At 70.9% G+C, this 21467-nt stretch carries 23 protein-coding genes and 1 tRNA gene; 12 read left to right on the forward strand and 12 right to left on the reverse strand.

Annotated elements, in window-relative coordinates; genetic code table 11:
• Positions 1-29: 29 nt before the first annotated feature.
• The 3 genes from ACIOD1_RS26585 to ACIOD1_RS26595 all read left to right on the forward strand — a co-directional run bounded on the left by ACIOD1_RS26585 (position 30) and on the right by ACIOD1_RS26595 (position 1765).
• Entirely contained in the window at positions 30-491 is a 462-nt protein-coding gene (locus ACIOD1_RS26585) for a phage holin family protein (protein WP_401905045.1), read from the forward strand.
• Entirely contained in the window at positions 488-1459 is a 972-nt protein-coding gene (locus tag ACIOD1_RS26590) for an alpha/beta hydrolase (RefSeq protein WP_365615533.1), read from the forward strand. Before ACIOD1_RS26585 ends, ACIOD1_RS26590 begins: the two co-directional genes overlap by 4 nt.
• Positions 1460-1588: 129 nt before the next feature.
• Positions 1589-1765, forward strand: a complete 177-nt coding sequence (locus ACIOD1_RS26595) for a hypothetical protein (RefSeq protein WP_365615536.1) — start codon at positions 1589-1591, stop codon at positions 1763-1765.
• Between the two features lie 57 nt (positions 1766-1822).
• On the opposite strand, the gene ACIOD1_RS26600 is transcribed toward ACIOD1_RS26595, so the two are convergent.
• The 3 genes from ACIOD1_RS26600 to nth form a co-directional block, all read right to left on the reverse strand.
• Positions 1823-3025 carry a MarP family serine protease gene (locus tag ACIOD1_RS26600; protein WP_365615539.1) on the reverse strand — a complete coding sequence of 401 codons (1203 nt, stop codon included), beginning with the start codon at positions 3023-3025 and terminating at the stop codon, positions 1823-1825.
• 13 nt (positions 3026-3038) lie between these two features.
• On the reverse strand, positions 3039-3740 hold the full coding sequence (locus ACIOD1_RS26605) for a CoA pyrophosphatase (RefSeq protein WP_365615542.1): 702 nt from the start codon (positions 3738-3740) through the stop codon (positions 3039-3041).
• A gap of 142 nt (positions 3741-3882) precedes the next feature.
• Positions 3883-4788, reverse strand: a complete 906-nt coding sequence (gene nth / locus ACIOD1_RS26610) for an endonuclease III (RefSeq protein WP_401905049.1) — start codon at positions 4786-4788, stop codon at positions 3883-3885.
• Between the two features lie 249 nt (positions 4789-5037).
• Here nth and ACIOD1_RS26615 point away from each other — a divergent pair, with 249 nt between their 5' ends.
• Both ACIOD1_RS26615 and ACIOD1_RS26620 read left to right on the forward strand, forming a co-directional pair.
• Complete coding sequence (locus tag ACIOD1_RS26615) at positions 5038-5712, forward strand: Crp/Fnr family transcriptional regulator (protein ID WP_003981529.1); 675 nt, start codon at positions 5038-5040, stop codon at positions 5710-5712.
• 162 nt (positions 5713-5874) lie between these two features.
• A complete protein-coding gene (locus ACIOD1_RS26620) occupies positions 5875-6690 on the forward strand; it encodes a nucleotidyltransferase domain-containing protein (RefSeq protein ID WP_401905051.1) in 816 nt (271 codons plus the stop codon).
• Between the two features lie 49 nt (positions 6691-6739).
• On the opposite strand, the gene ACIOD1_RS26625 is transcribed toward ACIOD1_RS26620, so the two are convergent.
• The 5 genes from ACIOD1_RS26625 to ACIOD1_RS26645 all read right to left on the reverse strand — a co-directional run bounded on the left by ACIOD1_RS26625 (position 6740) and on the right by ACIOD1_RS26645 (position 9633).
• Positions 6740-7036 (reverse strand): hypothetical protein, encoded by a 297-nt coding sequence (locus ACIOD1_RS26625; RefSeq protein WP_365615549.1) that lies wholly within the window; start codon positions 7034-7036, stop codon positions 6740-6742.
• Positions 7033-7878, reverse strand: a complete 846-nt coding sequence (locus tag ACIOD1_RS26630) for an MBL fold metallo-hydrolase (protein WP_401905054.1) — start codon at positions 7876-7878, stop codon at positions 7033-7035. Before ACIOD1_RS26630 ends, ACIOD1_RS26625 begins: the two co-directional genes overlap by 4 nt.
• A complete protein-coding gene (locus ACIOD1_RS26635; RefSeq protein WP_365615555.1) occupies positions 7875-8798 on the reverse strand; it encodes an NUDIX hydrolase in 924 nt (307 codons plus the stop codon). The genes ACIOD1_RS26630 and ACIOD1_RS26635 overlap by 4 nt, the downstream gene beginning before the upstream one ends.
• Before the next feature lie 203 nt (positions 8799-9001).
• Entirely contained in the window at positions 9002-9475 is a 474-nt protein-coding gene (locus tag ACIOD1_RS26640; protein WP_365615558.1) for a RidA family protein, read from the reverse strand.
• On the reverse strand, positions 9472-9633 hold the full coding sequence (locus tag ACIOD1_RS26645) for a DUF4177 domain-containing protein (protein ID WP_007264966.1): 162 nt from the start codon (positions 9631-9633) through the stop codon (positions 9472-9474). Before ACIOD1_RS26645 ends, ACIOD1_RS26640 begins: the two co-directional genes overlap by 4 nt.
• Positions 9634-9728: 95 nt before the next feature.
• On the opposite strand from ACIOD1_RS26645, the gene ACIOD1_RS26650 reads away from it, so the two are divergent.
• On the forward strand, positions 9729-10718 hold the full coding sequence (locus tag ACIOD1_RS26650) for an ArsA-related P-loop ATPase (protein WP_401905058.1): 990 nt from the start codon (positions 9729-9731) through the stop codon (positions 10716-10718).
• Entirely contained in the window at positions 10715-12049 is a 1335-nt protein-coding gene (locus ACIOD1_RS26655; RefSeq protein ID WP_365615562.1) for an ArsA family ATPase, read from the forward strand. Before ACIOD1_RS26650 ends, ACIOD1_RS26655 begins: the two co-directional genes overlap by 4 nt.
• A gap of 59 nt (positions 12050-12108) precedes the next feature.
• Here the strand turns inward: ACIOD1_RS26655 and ACIOD1_RS26660 are convergent, their stop codons facing one another.
• On the reverse strand, positions 12109-12459 hold the full coding sequence (locus tag ACIOD1_RS26660; protein WP_365616195.1) for a WhiB family transcriptional regulator: 351 nt from the start codon (positions 12457-12459) through the stop codon (positions 12109-12111).
• A 397-nt stretch (positions 12460-12856) separates the two neighbouring features.
• Between ACIOD1_RS26660 and ACIOD1_RS26665 the strand changes: the two genes are divergently transcribed.
• Entirely contained in the window at positions 12857-15199 is a 2343-nt protein-coding gene (locus ACIOD1_RS26665; RefSeq protein ID WP_365615564.1) for a transglycosylase domain-containing protein, read from the forward strand.
• Between the two features lie 108 nt (positions 15200-15307).
• Here ACIOD1_RS26665 and ACIOD1_RS26670 read toward each other — a convergent pair whose 3' ends face one another.
• Entirely contained in the window at positions 15308-15769 is a 462-nt protein-coding gene (locus ACIOD1_RS26670; RefSeq protein ID WP_365615567.1) for a GatB/YqeY domain-containing protein, read from the reverse strand.
• 81 nt (positions 15770-15850) lie between these two features.
• On the opposite strand from ACIOD1_RS26670, the gene ACIOD1_RS26675 reads away from it, so the two are divergent.
• From ACIOD1_RS26675 to ACIOD1_RS26685, 3 genes are all read left to right on the forward strand, one after another.
• On the forward strand, positions 15851-16789 hold the full coding sequence (locus ACIOD1_RS26675) for a metallophosphoesterase (protein ID WP_365615569.1): 939 nt from the start codon (positions 15851-15853) through the stop codon (positions 16787-16789).
• 34 nt (positions 16790-16823) lie between these two features.
• Complete coding sequence (locus ACIOD1_RS26680; protein ID WP_401905063.1) at positions 16824-17522, forward strand: Pr6Pr family membrane protein; 699 nt, start codon at positions 16824-16826, stop codon at positions 17520-17522.
• Positions 17523-17559: 37 nt separating this feature from the next.
• Positions 17560-17633: transfer RNA gene (locus tag ACIOD1_RS26685), tRNA-Pro, on the forward strand.
• Between the two features lie 122 nt (positions 17634-17755).
• Here ACIOD1_RS26685 and ACIOD1_RS26690 read toward each other — a convergent pair.
• Positions 17756-18637, reverse strand: a complete 882-nt coding sequence (locus ACIOD1_RS26690) for a hypothetical protein (protein WP_401905065.1) — start codon at positions 18635-18637, stop codon at positions 17756-17758.
• Between the two features lie 370 nt (positions 18638-19007).
• Between ACIOD1_RS26690 and ACIOD1_RS26695 the strand changes: the two genes are divergently transcribed.
• Positions 19008-20504 (forward strand): PE-PGRS family protein, encoded by a 1497-nt coding sequence (locus ACIOD1_RS26695; protein WP_401905068.1) that lies wholly within the window; start codon positions 19008-19010, stop codon positions 20502-20504.
• Here ACIOD1_RS26695 and ACIOD1_RS26700 read toward each other — a convergent pair.
• On the reverse strand, positions 20434-21273 hold the full coding sequence (locus ACIOD1_RS26700; RefSeq protein WP_401905070.1) for a PE-PGRS family protein: 840 nt from the start codon (positions 21271-21273) through the stop codon (positions 20434-20436). The genes ACIOD1_RS26695 and ACIOD1_RS26700 overlap by 71 nt on opposite strands.
• Between the last annotated feature and the right edge of the window lie 194 nt (positions 21274-21467).

Consider the following 21467-nt stretch of genomic DNA (forward strand, 5'->3'; position numbering starts at 1 on the left):
CCGGCAGCAGACGACACAGGGAGTCAGAGATGAGCGCAACGGACCACGCGGCGACGCCGGGAGCCGAGCGCACGCTCGGCCAGCTGGTCGCCTCCGCCACGGCCGAGATGTCGGCCCTGGTGCACGACGAGATCGCCCTGGCGAAGGTCGAGATCAAGCAGGACGTCAAGCGCGCGGGCATCGGCAGCGGCGCCGCGATCGTCGCGGGCGTCCTGCTGCTCTTCTCCCTCCCCGTACTGAGTTTCGCCGCGGCCTACGGCATCCACAATCTCGGTCTCGGCCTGGCCTGGTCCTTCCTCATCGTCGGCGGCGCGTTCTGGCTGCTCGCGGGCCTGATCGGACTGCTCGCCGTCGCGAAGTTCAAGAAGGTCAAGCCGCCGGTGAAGACCATCGACTCCGTCAAGCAGACGGCGGCGTTGGTCGGCACCGTCAAGCCCCACCCGCGGTCGGTCAGTGACACCGCGGTGGGTGTGGCACGCTCGTCTTCATGACAGCCCCCTCGCCGGACTCCGGCACACCGCCCACCGCTGCCTCCGCGGTACGGCTCGACGTGCCCGGCGGCCGGAAGGTGACCCACCGGGACGTCGCCGCCAACGGAGCCCGCTTCCACGTCGCGGAGCTCGGTGACGGCCCCCTGGTGCTGTTGCTGCACGGGTTCCCCCAGTTCTGGTGGACCTGGCGGCACCAGATGACGGCCCTGGCGGACGCGGGCTACCGGGCCGTGGCGATGGACCTGCGCGGGGTCGGCGGCAGCGACCGCACTCCGCGCGGCTACGACCCCGCGAACCTCGCGCTCGACATCACCGGGGTCGTACGTTCCCTCGGCGAGCCGGACGCCGCCCTCGTCGGACACGACCTGGGCGGCTACCTCGCCTGGACGGCGGCCGTGATGCGCCCCAAGCTGGTGCGCCGCCTGGTCGTCTCCTCGATGCCGCACCCGCGCCGTTGGCGTTCGGCGATGCTGGCCGACTTCGGTCAGACCCGGGCCAGTTCGCACATCTGGGGCTTCCAACGCCCGTTCATCCCCGAGCGGCAGCTCGTCGCGGACGACGGCGCCCTGGTCGGGGAGCTGATCCGGGAATGGTCCGGGCCGCGCTTCCAGGAGGGCGGGGCGGACGAGGAGGCCCTCGCCGTGTACCGGCGGGCGATGTGCATCCCCTCCACCGCGCACTGCTCCATCGAGCCCTACCGCTGGATGATGCGCTCGATGGCGCGGCCCGACGGGCTCCAGTTCAACCGCCGGATGAAGCGCCCCGTCCGGGTGCCGACGCTGCACCTGCACGGATCGCTGGACCCGGTGATGCGCACGCGGAGCGCCGCCGGTTCCGGTCAGTACGTCGAAGCCCCCTACCGGTGGCGTCTCTTCGACGGACTCGGGCACTTCCCGCACGAGGAGGACCCCGCCGCCTTCTCGACCGAGCTGGTCAACTGGCTGAAGGACCCCGAGCCGGACCGCTGACACCGGGTGTGACGGGCCGGCAGGCCTACGCGTACACCCATATGACAACCATTCAATTGCCTCACGCATACGCCAATTGGCCGCGCGAGACGGGATTACCGACCTTGGGGCCCGGGCACAGCTCGTTGTATGAGCTGGACGCACAACCACGGTGACACCACACGCGAACGACGCTCGGCCTCCGCGCCGGGCACCCACGACCGGGCGGGCCGCGACGGCCACGACCCCCGGCTCGGGATCCCACTCATCCTGCGCCGCCGGGCCCGCTGGGTCTCGGCGAAGCTGCGCCACCCCCGCGTGGAATAGCGGGGGCGGCGGTTCCCTGACTCCGAGAGCGACCGCGTCCGCCGGTGTCGGCCTCCGTCAGAGCGCGCAGCCCTGACTGTCGACCCGGCCGGTCGCGGCCTTCCCGATGCGGATGTCCTCGCGGATCTCGTCCGCCGTCAGCGCGTAGCCGGTGTTCGGGTCGTCGAGGGACTTCGCGAAGACGACCCCGTACACCCTCCCCTCGGGCGTCAACAGCGGGCCGCCCGAGTTGCCCTGACGGACGGTCGCGTAGAGCGAGTAGACGTCGCGGCGGACGGTGCCCCGGTGGTAGATGTCCGGGCCGTTGGCGTTGATCCGACCTCGGACGCGGGCCGCGCGGACGTCGTAGGCGCCGTTCTCGGGGAATCCGGCGACGATCGCGTCGCTGCCGCTCGCGGCGTCCTTGTCGGTGAACTCCAGCGCCGGGGCGCGCAGCTTGGGGACGTCCAGGACGGCGATGTCGCGCTCCCAGTCGTAGAGCACGACCTTGCCATCGTAGAGCCGGCCCTCGCCGCCGACCTGCACGGTCGGCTCGCCGACCCCGCCGACCACATGGGCGTTGGTCATCACCTTGCCGGGCGCGAAGACGAAGCCCGTGCCCTCCAGGACCTTGCTGCAACTGGGCGCGGTGCCGACGACCTTCACGATCGAGCGCCTGGCCTGCTCGGAGACCCCGCTGTTGGCGAGCGCCGGGTCGGGCGCCTTGACCTCGGTGATGGGCTCGTTCGAGAACGGGCTGAACACCTGGGGGAAGCCGTTGCGGGCGAGGGTGGAGCTGAAGTCGGAGAACCAGGTGTTGGCCTGGGCGGGCAGCACCCGGGAGACGCCGAGCAGCACCTTGGAGTTGCGCACCTCCTTGCCCAGCGTGGGCAGCGAGGTGCCGGCGAGCGCGGAGCCGATCAGCCAGGCCACCAGCAGCATCGCGACGACGTTGACCAGCGCGCCGCCGGTCGCGTCGAGGGCGCGGGCCGGCGACCAGGTGATGTGGCGTCTGAGTCGGTTGCCCAGATGGGTCGTCAGGGCCTGACCGATCGAGGCACAGATGATGATCACGACGACGGCGATCACGACCACGGTGGTGGACACCTGGGTGCCGTTGTCGGTCACCCGGTCCCAGATCAGTGGCAACAGGGACACGGCGACGAGGCCACCGCCGAGGAAGCCCGTCACCGACAGGATGCCGACGACGAAGCCCTGGCGGTAGCCGACGATCGCGAACCACACGGCGGCGACCAGCAACAGGATGTCCAGCACGTTCACGTGGGCCACCGTCTCACGCGCGCCAGTCGAGCGGGACGTGACGTGAGCGGTCCCACGGCAGCTCCCAGCCCGCGAAGTGCAGGATCCGGTCGATCACCCCGGCGGTAAAACCCCAGACCAGAGCCGATTCCACGGTGAACGCCGGGCCCTCGTAGCCCCCGGGGTGGACCGCGGTGACCCGGTGATCGGGATCCGTGAGATCCGCCACGGGCACCGTGAACACCCGGGCGGTCTCGGCCGGATCCACCGCGCCGATCGGCGACGGGGCGCGCCACCAGCCGAGGACGGGGGTCACGACGAACTCGCTGACCGGGATGTAGAGGCGGGGCAGCACCCCGAAAAGCTGGACGCCGGCCGGATCGAGCCCGGTCTCCTCCTCGGCCTCGCGCAGCGCGGCGCGCAGCGGGCCGGTGGTCTGCGGGTCCCCGTCCTCCGGGTCGAGGGCGCCACCGGGGAAGGAGGGCTGTCCGGCGTGGGAGCGCAGGCTGCCGGAGCGCTCCTGGAGGAGCAACTCGGGGCCGCGCGGGCCCTCGCCGAAGAGGACGAGCACGGCGGACTGGCGGCCCCGGCCGTCCTCGGGGGGCAGGAAGCGGCTGAGCTGACGCGGCTGGACCGTGCGGGCGGCGGCCACGACCGGATCCAGCCAGGCGGGCAGCCCGGCGGTGGTGAGCGTGATGCCCGTGGTGCTGGTCTCGTCCTGTGTACCGCGCGTCATAGGCACCCCTGCTCCGTGTCTCCCCTGACCGCTGAACGCGGTCAGGGCCCAGATTCGTTCCACAGGGGGCGCGGGCGGAAGCTCCCCGCGCCCCTACGGCGCCCGCGCGCGCGGCCCGCTCGGACCGGTCCGCGCGGTCCGTTCAGGCCGGTGTACGCGCGCCCAGCGGCGGGGCCGGCAGGCCCGGGTAGTCCGGGGGCGGGGAGAGGCGCTGGCCCGGATAGCCGCCCTTCTCGTACTTGAGCAGCTTCTTCGCCTTCTCCGGGTCCGTCTCGCCCTCCCCGTAGGCTGGGCAGAGCGGAGCGATGGGACAGGCCCCGCAGGCGGGCTTGCGGGAGTGACAGATCCGGCGGCCGTGGAAGACGACGCGGTGCGAGAGCATCGTCCACTCGCTCTTGGGGAAGATCGCGCAGATCTCCGCCTCGACCTTCTCCGGGTCCTCCTGCTCGGTCCACTTGAAGCGGCGCACCAGTCGGCCGAAATGGGTGTCGACGGTGATCCCGGGAACGCCGAAGACATTGCCCAGGACCACGTTCGCCGTCTTGCGGCCGACACCCGGCAGCTTCACCAGGTCCTCGATCCGGCCCGGCACCTCGCCGCCGAAGTCGTCCCGCAGGGCCTGCGAGAGCCCCAGGAGCGACTTCGCCTTGGCCCGGAAGAACCCGGTCGGCCGGATGATCTCCTCCAAGTCCTCCGGAGCCGCCGCCGCCATGTCCTCGGGGGTCGGGTAGGCCGCGAAGAGGGCCGGGGTGGTCTGGTTCACGCGCAGGTCGGTGGTCTGAGCGGAGAGGACGGTCGCGACGAGCAGCTCGAAGGGATCGCGGAAGTCCAGCTCGGGGTGGGCGTACGGGTACACCTCGGCCAGCTCGCGGTTGATGCGGCGGGCCCGTCGGATCATGGCCAGGCGCGACTCCGGCTTCCCCGACGACGCGACGATCTTCCCCGGCGACGCGACGACCGCCGCCTTCTTCGGTTTTTTGGCCGAAACTTTGCCCTGGGGGGCCGACTGGGCCTTCGCGGACACCTCTACGGGGGCTTGTTCGCCCACGGCTGAATTCTGGGCCGCCGTCACTCCTGCGGACCCCTTGGCCTGTGCTCTCACCGGCTTATTGGACACCCGGCCAGCCTAAGGCCGGCCGCCGACACCCGTCCGGACCTCAGGTAACACCACTCCGATTGGTCCCACGCCGCACAGCACGCCCGTCCGTCCGGCATCCTTGTGATTGATCGCACTGTTTGAGCCGTCCGGCAAAATGGGGAGCGGTCCCCTGGTCCGGTCGACATAGGAGAGAGACTCGTGGACGACGTTCTGCGGCGCGCCCCGCTCTTCGCGGCGCTCGATGACGAGCAAGCCGCGGAGCTCCGCGCCTCCATGGGCGAGGTGACCCTCGCCCGCGGTGACGCCCTCTTCCACGAGGGCGACCCCGGTGACCGGCTGTACGTCGTGACCGAGGGCAAGGTGAAGCTCCACCGCACCTCCCCCGACGGTCGCGAGAACATGCTGGCCGTCCTCGGCCCCGGCGAGCTGATCGGCGAGCTGTCGCTCTTCGACCCGGGCCCGCGCACCGCCACCGCCACCGCCCTGACCGAGGTCAAGCTCCTCGGCCTCGGGCACGGTGACCTCCAGCCGTGGCTCAACGCCCGGCCCGAGGTCGCGACCGCGCTGCTGCGCGCCGTCGCCCGGCGCCTGCGCAAGACCAACGACCAGATGTCCGACCTGGTCTTCTCCGATGTCCCCGGCCGTGTCGCCCGGGCGCTCCTCGACCTGTCGCGCCGCTTCGGCGTGCAGTCGGAGGAGGGCATCCACGTGGTCCACGACCTGACGCAGGAGGAGCTGGCGCAGCTCGTCGGCGCCTCCCGCGAGACCGTGAACAAGGCCCTGGCCGACTTCGCGGGCCGCGGCTGGCTCCGCCTGGAGGCCCGCGCCGTCATCCTGCTCGACGTGGAGCGCCTCGCGAAGCGCTCGCGCTGACGCCACAGTCCTGTCGCAGGGCCCCGCCCGGGGATCGGGCGGGGCCCTGCGCCGTTTCCCGGCCCGCGGGGCGCCCGGCCCCGGCCCCGGCCCCGGGGGAACCCGGGCCGGTCCGGGCGCAATCCTGTTCGCTCCCGGCTCGGCGCGGGGCACAGTGGCCCCATGGAGCGCAGAGGGCTGGACGCGTACGGGTACTTCGAGCGGGAGGGCTCCCTGGGGCGCGTGGGCCCCGTCTTCGCGCCGCTGGTGGCCGCCGCGCGCGGCGGGATCGCCGAGGCGTACGGGGGCCGGCTGCACAGCGCCTACCTCTACGGGTCCGTCCCGCGGGGGACCGCCCGCCCCGGGCGGTCCGACCTCGACCTGTTGCTGGCCCTGCACCACGAACCCACCGACGAGGACCGGGACACCGCCGAGGTGCTGGGGCGAGGGCTCGACCAGGACTTCCCCGAGGTCGACGGGGTGGGGATCCTGCTCTTCGGCAAGGCCACGCTGCTGAGCGAGCGGGAACGTCACGACCTGGGCTGGTTCCTGGCCTGCCTGTGCACCCCGCTGCTCGGGGACGATCTGGCCGAGCACCTGCCCCGCTACCGGCCCGACAGCCTGCTCGCCCGCGAGACCAACGGCGACCTGTCCGCCGTACTGCCCCAATGGCGGAAACGGTTCACCGCGGCCTCCGAGCCCGCCGAGTACCGCCGGATGAGCCGGCACTTCGCGCGCACCCTCGTACGCACCGGATTCACGCTGGTGATGCCGCGGTGGGACGGCTGGACCAGCGACCTCGTCGAGTCCGCGGAGGTCTTCGGCCGGTACTACCCGGAGCGGGCGGCCCAGATGCGGGCGGCCGCCGCCGTGGCGCTGGATCCGGTCACCGATCCGGCCGTGGTGCTCGGGTACGTCGAGGACCTCGGGCCCTGGCTCGCGGCCGAGTACACGGCCCGGCACGGCACGAAGGCGCCGCGCGGGACGAGCGGAGGCTAAGGGCCGTCCCGTAATCCGTGGGGCTGCACCAGGGATTACGGGACAGCCCTCAGGGCGCGTCCGCGGAGAGGGAGTCGACGGCGCGCTTGGCCTCCACCAGGCTCGCGCCGGTGATCTGGCGGTAGCGCTTGACGGCCGCGACGGTGCGTCCGTCGCGCACCAGGGCGCGCACCTCGTCCATCCCGGCCGGCTCCGGCTCCTCGATGCCGAAGTGCTCCAGCACCAGGCCCAGGCGGCGCTCCAGGCGGTTCCCCCGGTCCTCCAGGGCCTTGACGCGCAGGCTGACCGTCGAGGTGATCCAGCCACCCGTCACGATCATCGCGAGCAGGACGAAGAGCAGGTTCATTCAGGTCCCCCCGGGATCAGTCCGTGATCACGAAGGTACTCCAGCTGCGCCTGTACGGACCAGGTCGCCGCCGGCCACAACGAGCGGTCCACGTCCGCGTACACCGCGGCGACGACGGCCTCCGGGGTGACGAGGCCCTTCTCCACGGCCGTCTCGACCTGCGCCAGCCGGTGGGCCCGGTGGGCCAGGTAGTACTCGACGGCGCCCTGCGCGTCCTCCAGGACCGGCCCGTGGCCCGGGAGCACCGTGTGGACCCCGTCGTCGACGGTCAGGGAGCGCAGCCGGCGCAGGGAGTCCAGGTAGTCGCCGAGGCGGCCGTCGGGGTGGGCGACGACGGTGGTGCCCCGGCCCAGGATCGTGTCCCCGGTCAGGACGGCCCCGTCGGCCGGCAGGTGGAAGCAGAGGGAGTCGGAGGTGTGTCCGGGGGTGGCGACCACGCGCAGTTCCAGCCCGCCGGTGCGGATCACGTTCCCGGCGGCCAGGCCCTCGTCGCCGAGGCGCAGGGCGGGGTCCAGGGCGCGGACCTTGGTGCCGGTGAGTTCGGCGAAGCGGCCGGCGCCCTCGGCGTGGTCGGGGTGGCCGTGGGTGAGGAGGGTGAGGGCGACCCGCTTGCCGGCCCGTTCGGCGGTGGCGATGACGGCCCGGAGGTGGGATTCGTCCAGGGGGCCGGGGTCGATGACGACCGCCAGTTCCGAGTCCGGCTCGGACACCAGCCAGGTGTTGGTGCCGTCCAGGGTCATGGCCGAGGCGTTGGGGGCCAGCACGTTGACGGCGCGTGCGGTGGCCGCCCCGGAGGTGACGGTTCCGCGGGGCTGGCCGGGAAGGGCGGCTGCGTCGGTCATGCGGGGCCTCCGGGGCCTCCGGGGCGCCCGAGGAGGACGCGCTTGGTGAACTCGTCGTGGCCCGGCCAGCTCAGCACCAGCTCGCCGTCCTCCACGACGGCGCGGGCCAGGACGGGGGTCAGGTCCTGGCCCCCGGCGGCCGCGAGCGCGTCGGCGGCGCTCGCGTACGGGTCCAGGGAGCGCAGGGTGGAGATGGTGGGCGGCATCATCAGCAGCTCGCCCTTGTCGTAGCCCGCGGCTGCGTCCGCCGGGCGGATCCACACCGTCCGGTCGGCCTCCGTGGAGGCGTTCCGGGTGCGCTGCCCCTCCGGGAGGGCCGCCACGAAGAACCAGGTGTCGTACCGGCGGGGCTCGAACTCCGGGGTGATCCAGCGGGCCCACGCCCCGAGCAGGTCGGAGCGCAGCAGCAGGCCGCGCCGGTCGAGGAACTCGGCGAAGGACAGCTCGCGCGCCACGAGGGCCTCGCGGGCGGCCTCCCAGTCGTCGCCGGTGGTGTCGCCGACGACGGTGTCGGGGCTCTCGCCGGCGAGGAGCACGCCGGACTCCTCGAAGGTCTCGCGGACCGCCCCGCAGACGATGGCCTGGGCGGTGGCGGCGTCGGTGCCCAGGCGCGCCGCCCAGGCGTCCTGGTCGGGTCCGGCCCAGCCGATGCGGCGGTCCTCGTCGCGGGGGTCGACCCCGCCGCCGGGGTAGGCGTAGGCGCCGCCGGCGAAGGCCATGGAGGCCCGGCGGCGGAGCATGTGCACGGCGGGCCCGGTGGGGGTGTCACGGAGCAGCATCACCGTGGCGGCGCGCTTGGGCGCCACCGGGGTGAGTTCCCCGTCCGCGAGCGCGCGGATGCGGGCGGGCCACTCCGGGGGGTACCACTGGCCCCCGGCGGGCGGGGTGGGCGGCGGCTGACCGTGCTGACCATTCGGCATGGCCGGATGCTACGACCATCCGGCCCGATGTTCGAGGGCCCCCCGGCCGGGACGGCCGGCGCGCGGCCCCGGCGGCACGGGACCGGCAGCACGGGACCGCGGCACCGGGCGGCGGTCCCCGGACACGCCGACGGCCCCGTGGGCGCCGCGCCGGAAGCGATCCGGTGCGGCGACGCGGGGCCGTCGAAGGGGGTGGTGCGGGGTCAGGCGTCGGGGGTGAGTTCCACCTGGATCTCGATCTCGACCGGGGCGTCCAGCGGGAGGACCGCCACGCCGACCGCGCTGCGGGCGTGGACGCCCTTGTCGCCGAGGACCGCGCCCAGCAGTTCGCTCGCGCCGTTCAGCACGCCCGGCTGGGCGGTGAAGTCGGGGGCGGAGGCGACGAAACCGACGACCTTGACCACGCGGGCGATCTTGTCGAGGTCACCGATTACGGACTTGACGGCGGCCAGGGCGTTCAGCGCGCAGGTCGCCGCCAGCTCCTTGGCCTGCTCCGCCGAGACCTCGGCGCCGACCTTGCCGGTGACCGGCAGGTTGCCCTTGACCATCGGGAGCTGGCCGGCGGTGTACACGTAGGCACCCGAGCGAACGGCCGGCTGGTAGGTGGCCAGCGGCGGGACGACCTCGGGGAGGGTCAGGCCCAGTTCGGCGAGCTTCGCCTCGACGACGCCGCTCACGCCTTCTCCCGCTTGAGGTAGGCCACCAGCTGCTCGGGGTTGTTCGGGCCGGGTACGACCTGGACGAGCTCCCAGCCGTCCTCGCCCCAGGTGTCCAGGATCTGCTTGGTGGCGTGGACCAGCAGGGGGACGGTCGCGTATTCGAACTTCTTGGTCATGGCGCCGAGCGTAACGCCTGCGCGGCGGTGGTCTGACACCCCGCACGGGCACCCGCACCACCGTCCCCGGCACCGAGGAATTAGGCTCGGGCGCTGTGAGCAGGCTCCAGGTGGTCAGCGGCAAGGGCGGCACCGGCAAGACCACGGTCGCCGCCGCACTCGCGCTCGCCCTCGCGCGCGAGGGCAGACGGACCCTCCTCGTGGAGGTGGAGGGCAGGCAGGGCATCGCACAGTTCTTCGGGGCCGAGGCGCTCCCCTACGAGGAGCGGAAGGTCGCGGTGGCCCCCGGGCCGGGCGGCGGCGAGGTGTACGCGCTCGCCATCGACGCCGAACGGGCCCTGCTGGACTACCTCCAGATGTTCTACAAACTCGGCTCGGCGGGCCGCGCCCTCAAGAAGCTCGGGGCGATCGACTTCGCGACCACCATCGCGCCCGGTCTGCGGGACGTGCTGCTGACGGGCAAGGCCTGTGAGGCGGTGCGGCGCAAGGACAAGGCCGGACGGTTCGTCTACGACCACGTGATCATGGACGCTCCGCCGACCGGGCGGATCACCCGCTTCCTGAACGTCAACGACGAGGTGGCCGGCCTGGCCCGCTTCGGGCCGATCCACAATCAGGCGCAGGCGGTGATGAAGGTGCTCAAGTCCCCGGAGACGGCGGTGCACCTGGTCACCCTGCTGGAGGAGATGCCCGTCCAGGAGACCGCCGACGGGATCGCGGAGCTCCGCGGGGCGGGACTGCCGTTCGGCCGGGTCATCGTCAACATGGTGCGCCCGCATCACCTGGACGAGAGCACCTTGCGCGCGGCGGCGGACGGCCGGCACGCGGAGCTGGCCCAGGCCCTGTCCCGGGCCGGACTCGGCGGGGCGCGGCGGGGCGGCCTGGCCGAGCGGCTGGTGCGGCCCCTGCTCACCCAGGCGGCCGAGCACGCGAGCCGGGTGGAGCTGGAGCGGGAGCAACGCGCGGTGCTGGCGGGGCTGGACGTGCCGACGTACGAACTGCCCCTCCTCGGCTCGGGCATGGAACTGGCCGGCCTCTACGAGCTGGCCACGGAGTTGCGCAAGCAGCAGTCGGACGACGCATGAGCGAGGGGACGGACACCATGGACCGGGGCCTGGACACGCCGTCGCGGCTGGCCGTCGACGCGCTGCTGGACGACCCGAAGACCCGGATCATCGTGTGCTGCGGCGCGGGCGGGGTCGGCAAGACCACCACGGCGGCGGCGCTCGGGGTCCGGGCGGCGGAGCGGGGGCGCAAGGTGGTGGTCCTGACCATCGACCCGGCCCGCAGGCTGGCCCAGTCGATGGGGATCGACTCGCTGGACAACACCCCGCGCAAGGTGGCGGGGGTGGCCGGTGAGGGCGAACTGCACGCCATGATGCTGGACATGAAGCGGACCTTCGACGAGATCGTAGAGTCCCACGCGGACGGTGACCGGGCGCAGGCGATCCTGGACAACCCCTTCTACCAGTCCCTGTCGGCCGGCTTCGCGGGCACGCAGGAGTACATGGCGATGGAGAAGCTGGGGCAGCTGCGGGCCAGGGACGACTGGGACCTGATCGTCGTGGACACCCCGCCGAGCCGCTCCGCGCTGGACTTCCTCGACGCCCCCAAGCGCCTGGGGTCCTTCCTGGACGGAAGGTTCATCCGGGTCCTGATGGCTCCCGCGAAGGTCGGCGGGCGCGCGGGGATGAAGTTCCTCAATGTCGGCATGTCGATGATGACGGGCACCCTGAGCAAGTTGATGGGTGCCTCGCTGCTGAAGGACGTGCAGACCTTCGTGGCGGCGATGGACACCATGTTCGGCGGGTTCCGTACCCGCGCCGACGCGACGTTCCGGTTGCTCCAGGCCCCCGGTACGGCCTTCCTCGTGGTCGCCGCGCCCGAGCCGGACGCCTTGCGCGAGGCCGCGTACTTCGTGGAACGGCTCGCGGCGGAACGCATGCCGCTGGCCGGCCTGGTCCTGAACCGCGTGCACACGAGCGAGGCGGAACGGCTCTCCGCGGAACGGGCGCTGGCCGCCGCAGAGAATCTTGAAGAAGGCTGCATTGTCGATCAGGAGTCCGGGAAAGCTGGACTTCGTAACACCGGCGACATGCTCACCGCCGGGCACGCGGACCCCGAATCCGAAGACGTCTCGGACACCGGATCCCCCGCCGGCCCGGACGCGGCACCGGACGACGACCCGCGCGCCGAATCCCCCGGCGTCGACGAGATCGCTGCCGGACTGTTGCGCCTGCACGCCGAACGCATGCAGGTGATCGCCCGCGAACAGCGCACGCGTGATCGCTTCACCACGCTGCACCCCGAAGTGGCGGTGGCCGAAGTGGCCGCCCTGCCCGGCGATGTGCACGACCTCGCCGGGCTGCGGGCCATCGGAGAGCGGCTCGCGGCCGGTGTACCGGCCGGAGCGTAGCCGTTCGTACGACCGCCGTACGGCGCCCGTACGACGTGGTGCCGACGTGGCCCGGGTGGTTACCCGGCCGCCGCGTAGGCCTCGTACGGAACGTCGATCTCCGTGTCGACATCCACGGTGAGGATGCCCGTACTGCGCTCGTACTCCGTGCGGGCGGTTTCGAGCAGCCGTCGCCACGAGGTGACGGTGGGACGTCGGCGCAACAACGCGCGTCGTTCCCGCTCGGTCATTCCGCCCCATACTCCGAACTCGACACGATTGTCGAGCGCGTCGGCCAGGCACTCGGTCCGCACCGGACATCCGGTGCACACCGCCTTGGCCCTGTTCTGTGCCGCTCCTTGAACGAACAGTTCATCCGGATCGGTAGTGCGGCAGGCTGCCTGCGCACTCCAGTCGGTAACCCAGCCCATCCCGGCGCCGTCCTCTCCCGAATCGAGGCTCCCCCACGGCGGCATGCGGCATATTCACCGCTGCCAGTTGAGGACGTTACGGAAGGTGGGCACAGTGCAACACCCCCGACGGGCCCAATCTTGAATGGTCCGAACGGACTATGGGTAAGCGGCAGATCACCCGACGGAGTGATCCGGCGACATGCCCGACCATTCCGGCGATTCGGGTGAAAACGGGGGGCGCCGGCGAACGGCCGTCAGAGCGAAGGGCGGGATTCGGACATGTGTCCACCCCATTCGGGAAGGGTGAAAATCAAGCCGAGGGGTTGATGTCGCACCGCACTGCTGTGACAGTTGGGGCCAGCTTAGGCCAAGGCATTCGCGCGTGTCCGGTGAATGAGAACGTAGGCTTCCCCTCATGGGAAAGAAGCGCTCGGGCGGCGGGCTCACGGGGCCACAACAGGCCGCCAAGTTCCTCGGTGTGTCCGTTCTCTCCGGCGTCGTGCTCGCCGGAATCGCGATCCCGGGCGCAGGCGCGCTGGGACTCGCGGCCAAGGGGACCGTCGAGGGTTTCGACGAGATCCCAGCCAATCTGAAGACCCCTCCGCTGAGCCAGCGCACCACGATCCTGGACTCGGAGGGTGGCCTGATCGCCACCGTCTATTCACGGGACCGGCAAGTGGTCCCGCTCACCGCGATCTCGCCCTACATGCAGAAGGCGATCGTCGCCATCGAGGACTCGCGCTTCTACGAACACGGCGCGGTCGACCTCAAGGGCATCCTGCGCGCCGTGAACCGCAACGCGCAGGAGGGCGGCGCCGCGCAGGGCGCCTCCACCCTCACCCAGCAGTACGTGAAGAACGTCTTCGTCGAGGAAGCGGGCGACGACGAGACGAAGGTGCGCGAGGCCCAGGAGAAGAGCCTCGGGCGCAAGATCCGCGAGCTGAAGTACTCGATCCAGGTCGAGGAGGAGCTCGGGAAGAAGAAGATCCTGGAGAACTACCTCAACATCACCTACTTCGGTCAGCAGGCCTACGGGATCGAATCCGCGGCGCAGCGCTACTTCAGCAAGCCGGCCAAGGACCTCACCCTGGCGGAATCGGCGCTGCTCGCCGGCGTCGTGCAGTCGCCGAGCCGGTTCGACCCGGTGAACGACGCGCAGGAGGCGATGAAGCGGCGCAACGTCGTCCTCCAGCGGATGGCCGACATGAAGGACGTCTCGCAGACCGAGGCCGACAAGGCCAAGGCCGAACCGGTCGTGCTGAAGGTGACCCGCCCGAAGAACGGCTGCATCACCGCCGTGAAGGGCGCCGGCTTCTACTGCGACTACGTGCGCAACACCTTCCTGACCGACCCGACCTTCGGCAAGACCCGCGAGGAGCGCGCAAAGGTCTGGAACCAGGGCGGCCTGACGGTCCGTACGACGCTGGACCCGCAGTCGCAGGAGTCCGCGAACTCCTCGATCAAGGACCACGTGAACGAGGACGACTCGATCGCGACCGCCGTGACCATGGTCCAGCCCGGCACCGGACGGGTGCTGGCGATGGGTCAGTCGAAGCCGTACGGCTTCGGGAAGAACGAGACGCAGATCAACTACTCCGTGGACAAGCGGATGGGCGGCTCCAACTTCGGCTTCCAGGTCGGTTCGACCTTCAAGCCGTTCATCGCGGCCGCCGCCATAGAGCAGGGCATGGCGCCGACCAAGGTCTACCCGGCGCCGTACAAGATCGACTACCCGAGCCCGATCCCGAAGTGCGACGGCAGCAACTGGCTCAACCTCAAGATGGGGGACGGCAAGCTCCAGACCGCCGAGAACGAGACCGAGAAGGAGATCGGCCCGTACGCGCTGAAGACGGCGATGGAGAAGTCCATCAACACCTACTTCGTGCAGATGATCGGCGAGATCGGCCTGTGCCCGGTCACCGAGATGACGCAGAAGCTCGGCGTGATCCCGGCCGACGGCTCGAAGCTCCCCGAGGCCCCGTCCATCGCGCTCGGCGCCGCCGAGATGTCCCCGCTGACGATGGCGAACGCGTACGCCACCTTCGCCAACCGCGGCGTCTACTGCACCCCGATCGTCATGGAGTCGATCACCGACGCCCACGGCAAGGCGCTCGCGGTGCCGAAGACCAAGTGCGAGCGGGCCATGGCCCAGGACACCGCCGACACCATCAACACCCTGCTGCGCGGAGTGGTCGACTCCGGTACGGGTGAGCGGGCCGGTCTGACCGACCGCGACAACGCGGGCAAGACCGGCACCACCGACAGCCGCTACAACGCCTGGTTCGTCGGCTACACCCCGAACATGTCGGGCGCGGTCTGGGTCGGCTCCGGCGGCGCGAAGAAGATCTCGATGGAGAACATCACCATCGGCGACCAGTACTACGACAAGGTCTTCGGCGGCGGTCTGCCCGGCCCGATCTGGAAGGACGCGGTCTCGGGCGCGCTGTCCGGCCGCGAGGCACCCAGCTTCATCACGGTCAACGTCCCGGAGCCCTCGGTCCCGGGCGGCGGTACCGGCGGCGGCGACACCGGCAACAACGGCGGCCGGGGCAACCCGAACCCGCCCGCCACGCGCAAGCCGGGCAAGCCCGGGAAGCCCGGCGACGGCAAGCCCGGCGACGGCCGCCCCGGCGGTGCGACGGGCGGAGCCTCCGCGGGCAACAACGGCGGGGCCACGGGCGGGACACCGACCGACCCCTTCCCCGGCGGGGGCATCGCGGGCGTGATCGGCGGGCCCGAGACCCCGCCGACCCCGTAGGACCGCGCGGACAGAGGGCAAGCGCGCGAACAGCGAAATGGGGAGGGCCCCGGCCGGATCATCCGGCCGGGGCCCTCCCCTCGTGCGCTGCGCGCCCGGGGACGCCTCTTACGAGAGCTGCCGCTTGACGACGGCGGCGACCCGGCCGCCGTCCGCCAGCCCCGCCACCTTCGGGTTCACGATCTTCATGACGGCGCCCATGGCCCGCGGCCCCTCGGCGCCCGACGCCTTGGCCTCTTCGACGGCCTGCGTCACGATCGCGACGAGCTCGTCGTCGCTGAGCTGCTTGGGCAGGTAGCCGTCGAGGAACTCGCCCTCGACGGTCTCGCGCGCGGCCTGCTCGGCACGACCGCCTTGGGCGAAGGCCTCCGCGGCCTCGCGGCGCTTCTTCGCCTCCTTCGCGATCACCTTGAGGACCTCCTCGTCGGAGAGGACGCGCGCCGTCTTGCCCGCGACCTCCTCCTTGGTGATGGCGGAGAGGGTCAGACGCAGGGTGGACGAGGCGAGTTCGTCGCGCGCCTTGATGGCGGTGACGAGGTCTTCGTGGAGCTTGGCCTTGAGGGTGGTCATGCCCTTGAGTCTGCCAGGTCCGGGGGTGATGGCGCCCGCCCGTTTTACGGGACCCCCTCGCGCGTCTGCGACGATGGGTACATGCGCGCGCGTTACGGAGTACCCCTGAAGGTCACCGCCGGCATCGCGGCGGTGGGGGCCGCGGGAGTGGCCTATGCCGCCGGCTTCGAGGCCCGGTCCTTCCGGCTGCGGCGGGTGACCGTACCGGTCCTGCCCGCCGGGATGCGGCCGTTGAGGGTCCTACAGGTCTCGGACATCCACATGGTCGGCGGGCAGCGCAAGAAGCGCGCCTGGCTCCAGTCGCTGGCGGGGCTGCGCCCCGACTTCGTGGTGAACACCGGCGACAACCTCTCCGACACGGAGGGCGTGCCCGAGGTCCTGGACGCGCTGGGCCCGCTGATGGAGTTCCCCGGTGCGTACGTCTTCGGGTCGAACGACTACTACGGCCCCCGGCTGCGCAACCCCGCGCGCTACCTCATCGAGAAGACCCAGGGCCGGCACGGGCTGAACGGCAACAAGCCGGTCGTCGGCGCCGTCCACAACCCGTGGGAGGAACTGCGCGACGCCTTCGACGGGGCGGGCTGGCTGAACCTCACCAACACCCGGGCCCGGATGAAACTCGGCAACCTGGAGCTGGCCTTCACCGGGCTCGACGACCCGCACATCAAGCGGGACCGCTACGAGCGGGTCGCCGGCGGGCCCGAGACGGACGCGGACTTCTCGCTGGCCGTCGTCCACGCCCCCTACCTGCGGGTCCTGGAAGCCTTCACCGCCGACCGGTACCCGCTGATCCTCGCCGGACACACCCACGGCGGGCAGCTGTGCGTCCCCTTCTACGGGGCCCTGGTCACCAACTGCGACCTGGACACCAAGCGGGTCAAGGGCCTGTCCGCCTACGAGGCCGAGGGGCAGCGCTCCTTCCTGCACGTCTCGGCGGGCTGCGGCACCAACCGCTTCACCCCCGTCCGCTTCGCCTGTCCGCCCGAGGCGACACTGCTGACGCTGACCCCGAAGGCGTAGGGACCCGGCGCGTGCGGCCCAGTAGGTTGACGGGATGATCGCACCCGACCGCGCCGTCCCGGCCGGCTTCCGCGCCCTGATCGCCGCGGCGGCCCTGGTCGGCGTGTCCATCGAGCTGGCCCAGGGCAGCGTCCCGGTCGTCCTCAGCTTCTTCACGATCTGGACCAACATCGCCGTCGCCGTCGTCTTCGGCCTGTCGGCCACCCGCGCCTGGCAGCGCCGCCCCGACGTGGACCCGCTCTACCGGGGCGGGACGGTGCTCTTCATCCTGATCACCGGCCTGGTCTTCCACCTGGTCCTGGCCAACGCGTCGAGCCCCTTCAACGTCATGGACGACCTGAACCGGCTCAGCGGGGCCAAGGCCGTCGCCAACCAGCTCCTCCACACGGTCACCCCCGTCGGAGCCACCCTCGACTTCCTCCTCCTGACGGCCCCGCGCACCCTGCGCCCCCGCCACGCCGCGCAATGGCTCGCGTACCCCCTGCTGTACGTGACCTTCGCGCTGGTCCGCGGCGCCCTCCTGGCCCCCGACACGGCGGCCCGCTACACGTACCCCTTCATCGACGTGGCCCGGTATGGGTACGCCCGCGTGACCCTGAACGCGATGGTCCTGGGCCTCGTCTTCTACGCCCTCGGCCTCCTGCTGGTCGCGGCGGACCGCTACCGCCCCCGACCCCTGCCGGCCCTGCGCGAAAACCGGATTTCGTCTCCGGCCGAGGGTCCGCTAAAGTAATCGATGTCGCCAGGCAGTATTGCTTCCGGGCGGCGATCGGGGTGTAGCGCAGCTTGGCAGCGCGCTTCGTTCGGGACGAAGAGGTCGTGGGTTCAAATCCCGCCACCCCGACTTCGTAAGACCAGGTCAGGGGCCTGATCCACTCAGTGGATCAGGCCCCTGTTTGGCGTTTGCACTTGTCTTGGGAGCCATCTGGGAGCCGACCTCAGAATCCGGCTCCCACGGGGAGCAGGTCAGGCAGCGGCGCCGCCTTCCGGGGCAGTCGTGCGCGCACTCCGGTCGTCAAGGACGATCAACGCGGAGCCGTTCTCCTTCTCGGCCAGATGCGTCACGCGGTCGACCGCGAGGGCCGTCCTGCGGTAGACGGCTGCGGCGAGCGCCCACGTGGCCAGGTCCTGGTTTCCATCACCGGACGACGTTACGCCGCCCTCGTGTTCCCGGGTCACCTTCCACATCGTGGTGAGCACGGCGAGCAGGGACCTTCCCGAGAGGGATGCCTCGATCCGGCCGCCATCCGCGTCGTCGATCCGGTCGGGGAGCCGGAAGTGGGTGTGCCCGCTGGTGTGCTCTGCGATGAAGTCCCACGTCTCCCGGTGACAGATCAGCGTCGCGGAGGCGATCGCAGCAGCCGACAGGAGGCGCTGCAGGTGGGCGCGCTGGTCATCCTTGTCGGCCTGAGCAGGGTCCTGGACCGGCTCCGCGACGGGCGTCAGGTGCGGCCCGGTTTCCGGCTTTCCTGTCGTGTTCCCATGACCGTGGGCATTGCGGACTTCTTCCAGCACGCGGGGTTCCTTCCCGTCGGATCGTTCGGTCAGCTCGGCCGGCTCTCCGAGTACCTCGGGCTCGGCTGGGTCCGGCCCAGCGAGCGGCTGCACAACGGACTCGGTGGTGGCCGGGGCGCCGGCAACCAAGGGGCTCGCCACCTGGGACGGCACCAGCGGCACCGCCTGGATGCCCTCTTCCAGCCGTCGACTCAAGGCCTCCAGACCGCTCCGCGCCTCCGCCAGGTCGGTGAGCATCCGTTCCTGCCGCCGCCGGAGCTCGCGGTTCTCCTCGCGCAGGCCCAACGTGCCTTGCGCCACTGCTTCCAGGACCTTCTGGCGTGTCTGGTCCACCGTCACGTAGAGCGCACTCAGGCCCGTAGCAGGGTCCTCGAGTGTGCTCCGTATGACGTCGAGTTGACTGAGTGCCTTGTCCGTCTCGGCCCTCCGCCGCATGCAACCCCCTCTTCACTGTCGGTGATGACTCGCTCATCTCTCCCCGACGCAGTGTCAGCTAATGCGATGATTTCCAGCCGAATCACGATTCCGCTTGTGCGGGGCTGACGCGGCCGGTACCACCGAGACCATGCACCGTTGGTCACCGCTCAACGATCGCCAGCTCGCCCTCCTGACCCGGATCCGTGAGGGCGTCGAACCCGTCTCGTCGGACACCCCCGAACTCGCCCTCACCGCCCGAGCCCTGAAGGAGCGGGGGCACATCGCCATGCCGAAAGAGGGCGGAAGATGGCGGGCCGAGATCACCGAGGTCGGGCGCTTCTACCTCCAGCACGGCCATCACCCCGACAGGCCGGAGCCGGCTCCACGGAAGTCTCGCCCGGCAACCACGTCCGGACCGAAGAAGCAGGAATCCGACCGCCCTGAACAGAAGCCCGCTGCCGAACAGAAGCCTCCGGCACAGCGCATCGCCAGAACCCCACAGCCCTCTCCCGCCGACATCGGACGGGCTCTAATCGCCGAAGTGCAGCAGGCCAGCCGCTTCCTGCGCGTCCCGAACCCGGACGAGGGGGAGCGAGCCCGCTACCGAAGGGCATTCGACGCGGCTCGCCAGTGCGCGCCGGCCGGGTACCACCTGAAGTACAGCGGGCGGACCAAGGGGGACTTCTTCCTGGGGCTGCTCCGGGTAACCGGCGAGGACGACACGGAGTGGAACCGGATCCGTTTGGCGCGCAGTCGTGTGATCACCGACGTGGACGACGTCCTCGCTGCCGTGACCGCGGACCACAGCGCCTTCGAGATTTCCGACGGTGTCCTTCCCCGCGCGTTGTCCCTGCTCCGCCTCATCGCCGAGCAGGCCCTCCCCCTCCACGGGGAGATTGTGGTGTCCAAGAAGCGCAGGCAGCCGAGGCCACTGCTCACGATCCATGGCCGTACGTACGAGATCACCTTCAAGGAACGTCAGAAGCAGGTCCGGTACGTGCCCAAGCCGGCCGGCCGCCGCACGTACGACTGGCAGCGGGTCGTCCCGGCGCAACGGTTCGAGCCATCCGGGGAACTGGAGATGGTCCTCGCCCAGCAACAGGGCTACCAGTACGGCTGGAAGAAGGAGTGGGCCGACACCGAGAAGAAGCCGCTCGAGGACCAGATCGGTTCGGTTCTCCGGGCGCTGAGAACCCGGGCCGATGAGCAGGAGCGGGCCCGTCTGGAGCGGGAGGCCGAACAGCGCCGGCAACAGGACGAGCGGGAACAGCAAGCAGCTGAGAACCGCCGACTGGAGGCCGAGCGGCAGGAGCGCGCCCAGCGGGAGTGGGAGGCCGCGGTCGGCGTGGCTTCGATCAAGGCGGTGGACGCCGCTCGAGCCGAGCACTTCGGCACGGCGCTGGAACAGTGGCGAGCCGCAGGAGAGATCCGGACGTTCTGCACCGCGCTGGATGAGACCGCTGCCCAGACAGAAGACCCCTTCGAGGCCGAGCGGCTCGGAGAGTGGTCGGCGTGGGGCAGGACCGAGGCCGACCGCCTGGACCCCACCTTGAACGGGAAAGGTCTCGGCGCCCGCGACTTCCACGCGAAGCCGACTGGGGACGAGCTGAGGCCGTTCCTCGACGGCTGGCACCCGCACCGACCGGAGAAGGTGAAGCCACCAGCGGAGCCCGCACCGCCCAAGCCGGAGCCCGAGCGGTGGCGTGACGGCTTCAACGACGTACGTCGGGACCAAGGCTGGAGATATGGACCCCAAGGCCGCGCTCAATGGTGGAGGCGATGACGCCGTGCCCACGGTCCCGGAGCGCCTTCACCGCCTGCTCGACCAGTTCGCCGAGGCGCAGTACCTCGGCTCGTAGGGCGACGAGCTCGTCGTAGCGCTCGGCCTTCTCCTGCCCGCACCACTCCCGGACCGTGCGCAGGGCGTCCGCCTCTACGTCCAGCTTGCGGTCGTCCCGGCGATGGTACGAGTGCCAGGAAGGCCGGGCGCGCTCCTCGTCCACGGCCTGCTGACGGCGGTCCACCTCCGCCAGGACCTCCTCGGCCAGGCTCTGAGCCACCTGCCGCGCGATCCGCTCGGCTACCGGCCAGCCAACCAGGCAAAGGCCGTTGCGGTCCTCGTGGACCATGGCGGCGCCCCGCAGATCGGCAGGCTCTATGCCAACCAGCGGCGCCGTCTCGTCGAGGTGGCCGAGCTCCAGCACACCCGCGTCCGCCACCGCCTTACGCAGACGCAGACGCCCCTTGGGGCGGACGAGGCCCAGAATCATCCGCGCCGCCTCGAACTCGGCGCTCCCCCGTACCTCCCTCGACGCCTCGGCCAGTGCGAGCTCCGCCATGTCATCCGCTCCGAATGCGTCGGCGTCAGCCCAGAGCACGAGCAGACTGCCGGCGCTGACCCACTCCTGCAGTCCCGCCTCATCGCCGTCCAGGAACCGCACGTGGATTCCTGACCTGCCGGAGGCGCCCACTCGGACGATCTCCACCTGGCGCAGGGTGCCGCCCAGTTCCTTCGGCTTAACCCTATAGGCCCAGCACTCCCCGATCTCCATGTCCCCATTGAGTCAGACCGACCAAGATCGTCACCAGGCTTCCAGAAAAGCCACCGTTCAGGCGATCTGGCACAGCCGCTCTGCCAGAGCAGCCTCATCGGTCCTGCGGTATACCCGGCGGCCAAGCGGGGCAGGTCGACCGAGCGTTGCGGGACACACGCGGGAGGACCATAAGCGGCTGGAGGCTATAGCTA

Origin of the sequence: Streptomyces sp. NPDC088097 (assembly GCF_044741845.1) — a bacterium.
Taxonomy (GTDB): Bacteria; Actinomycetota; Actinomycetes; order Streptomycetales; family Streptomycetaceae; genus Streptomyces.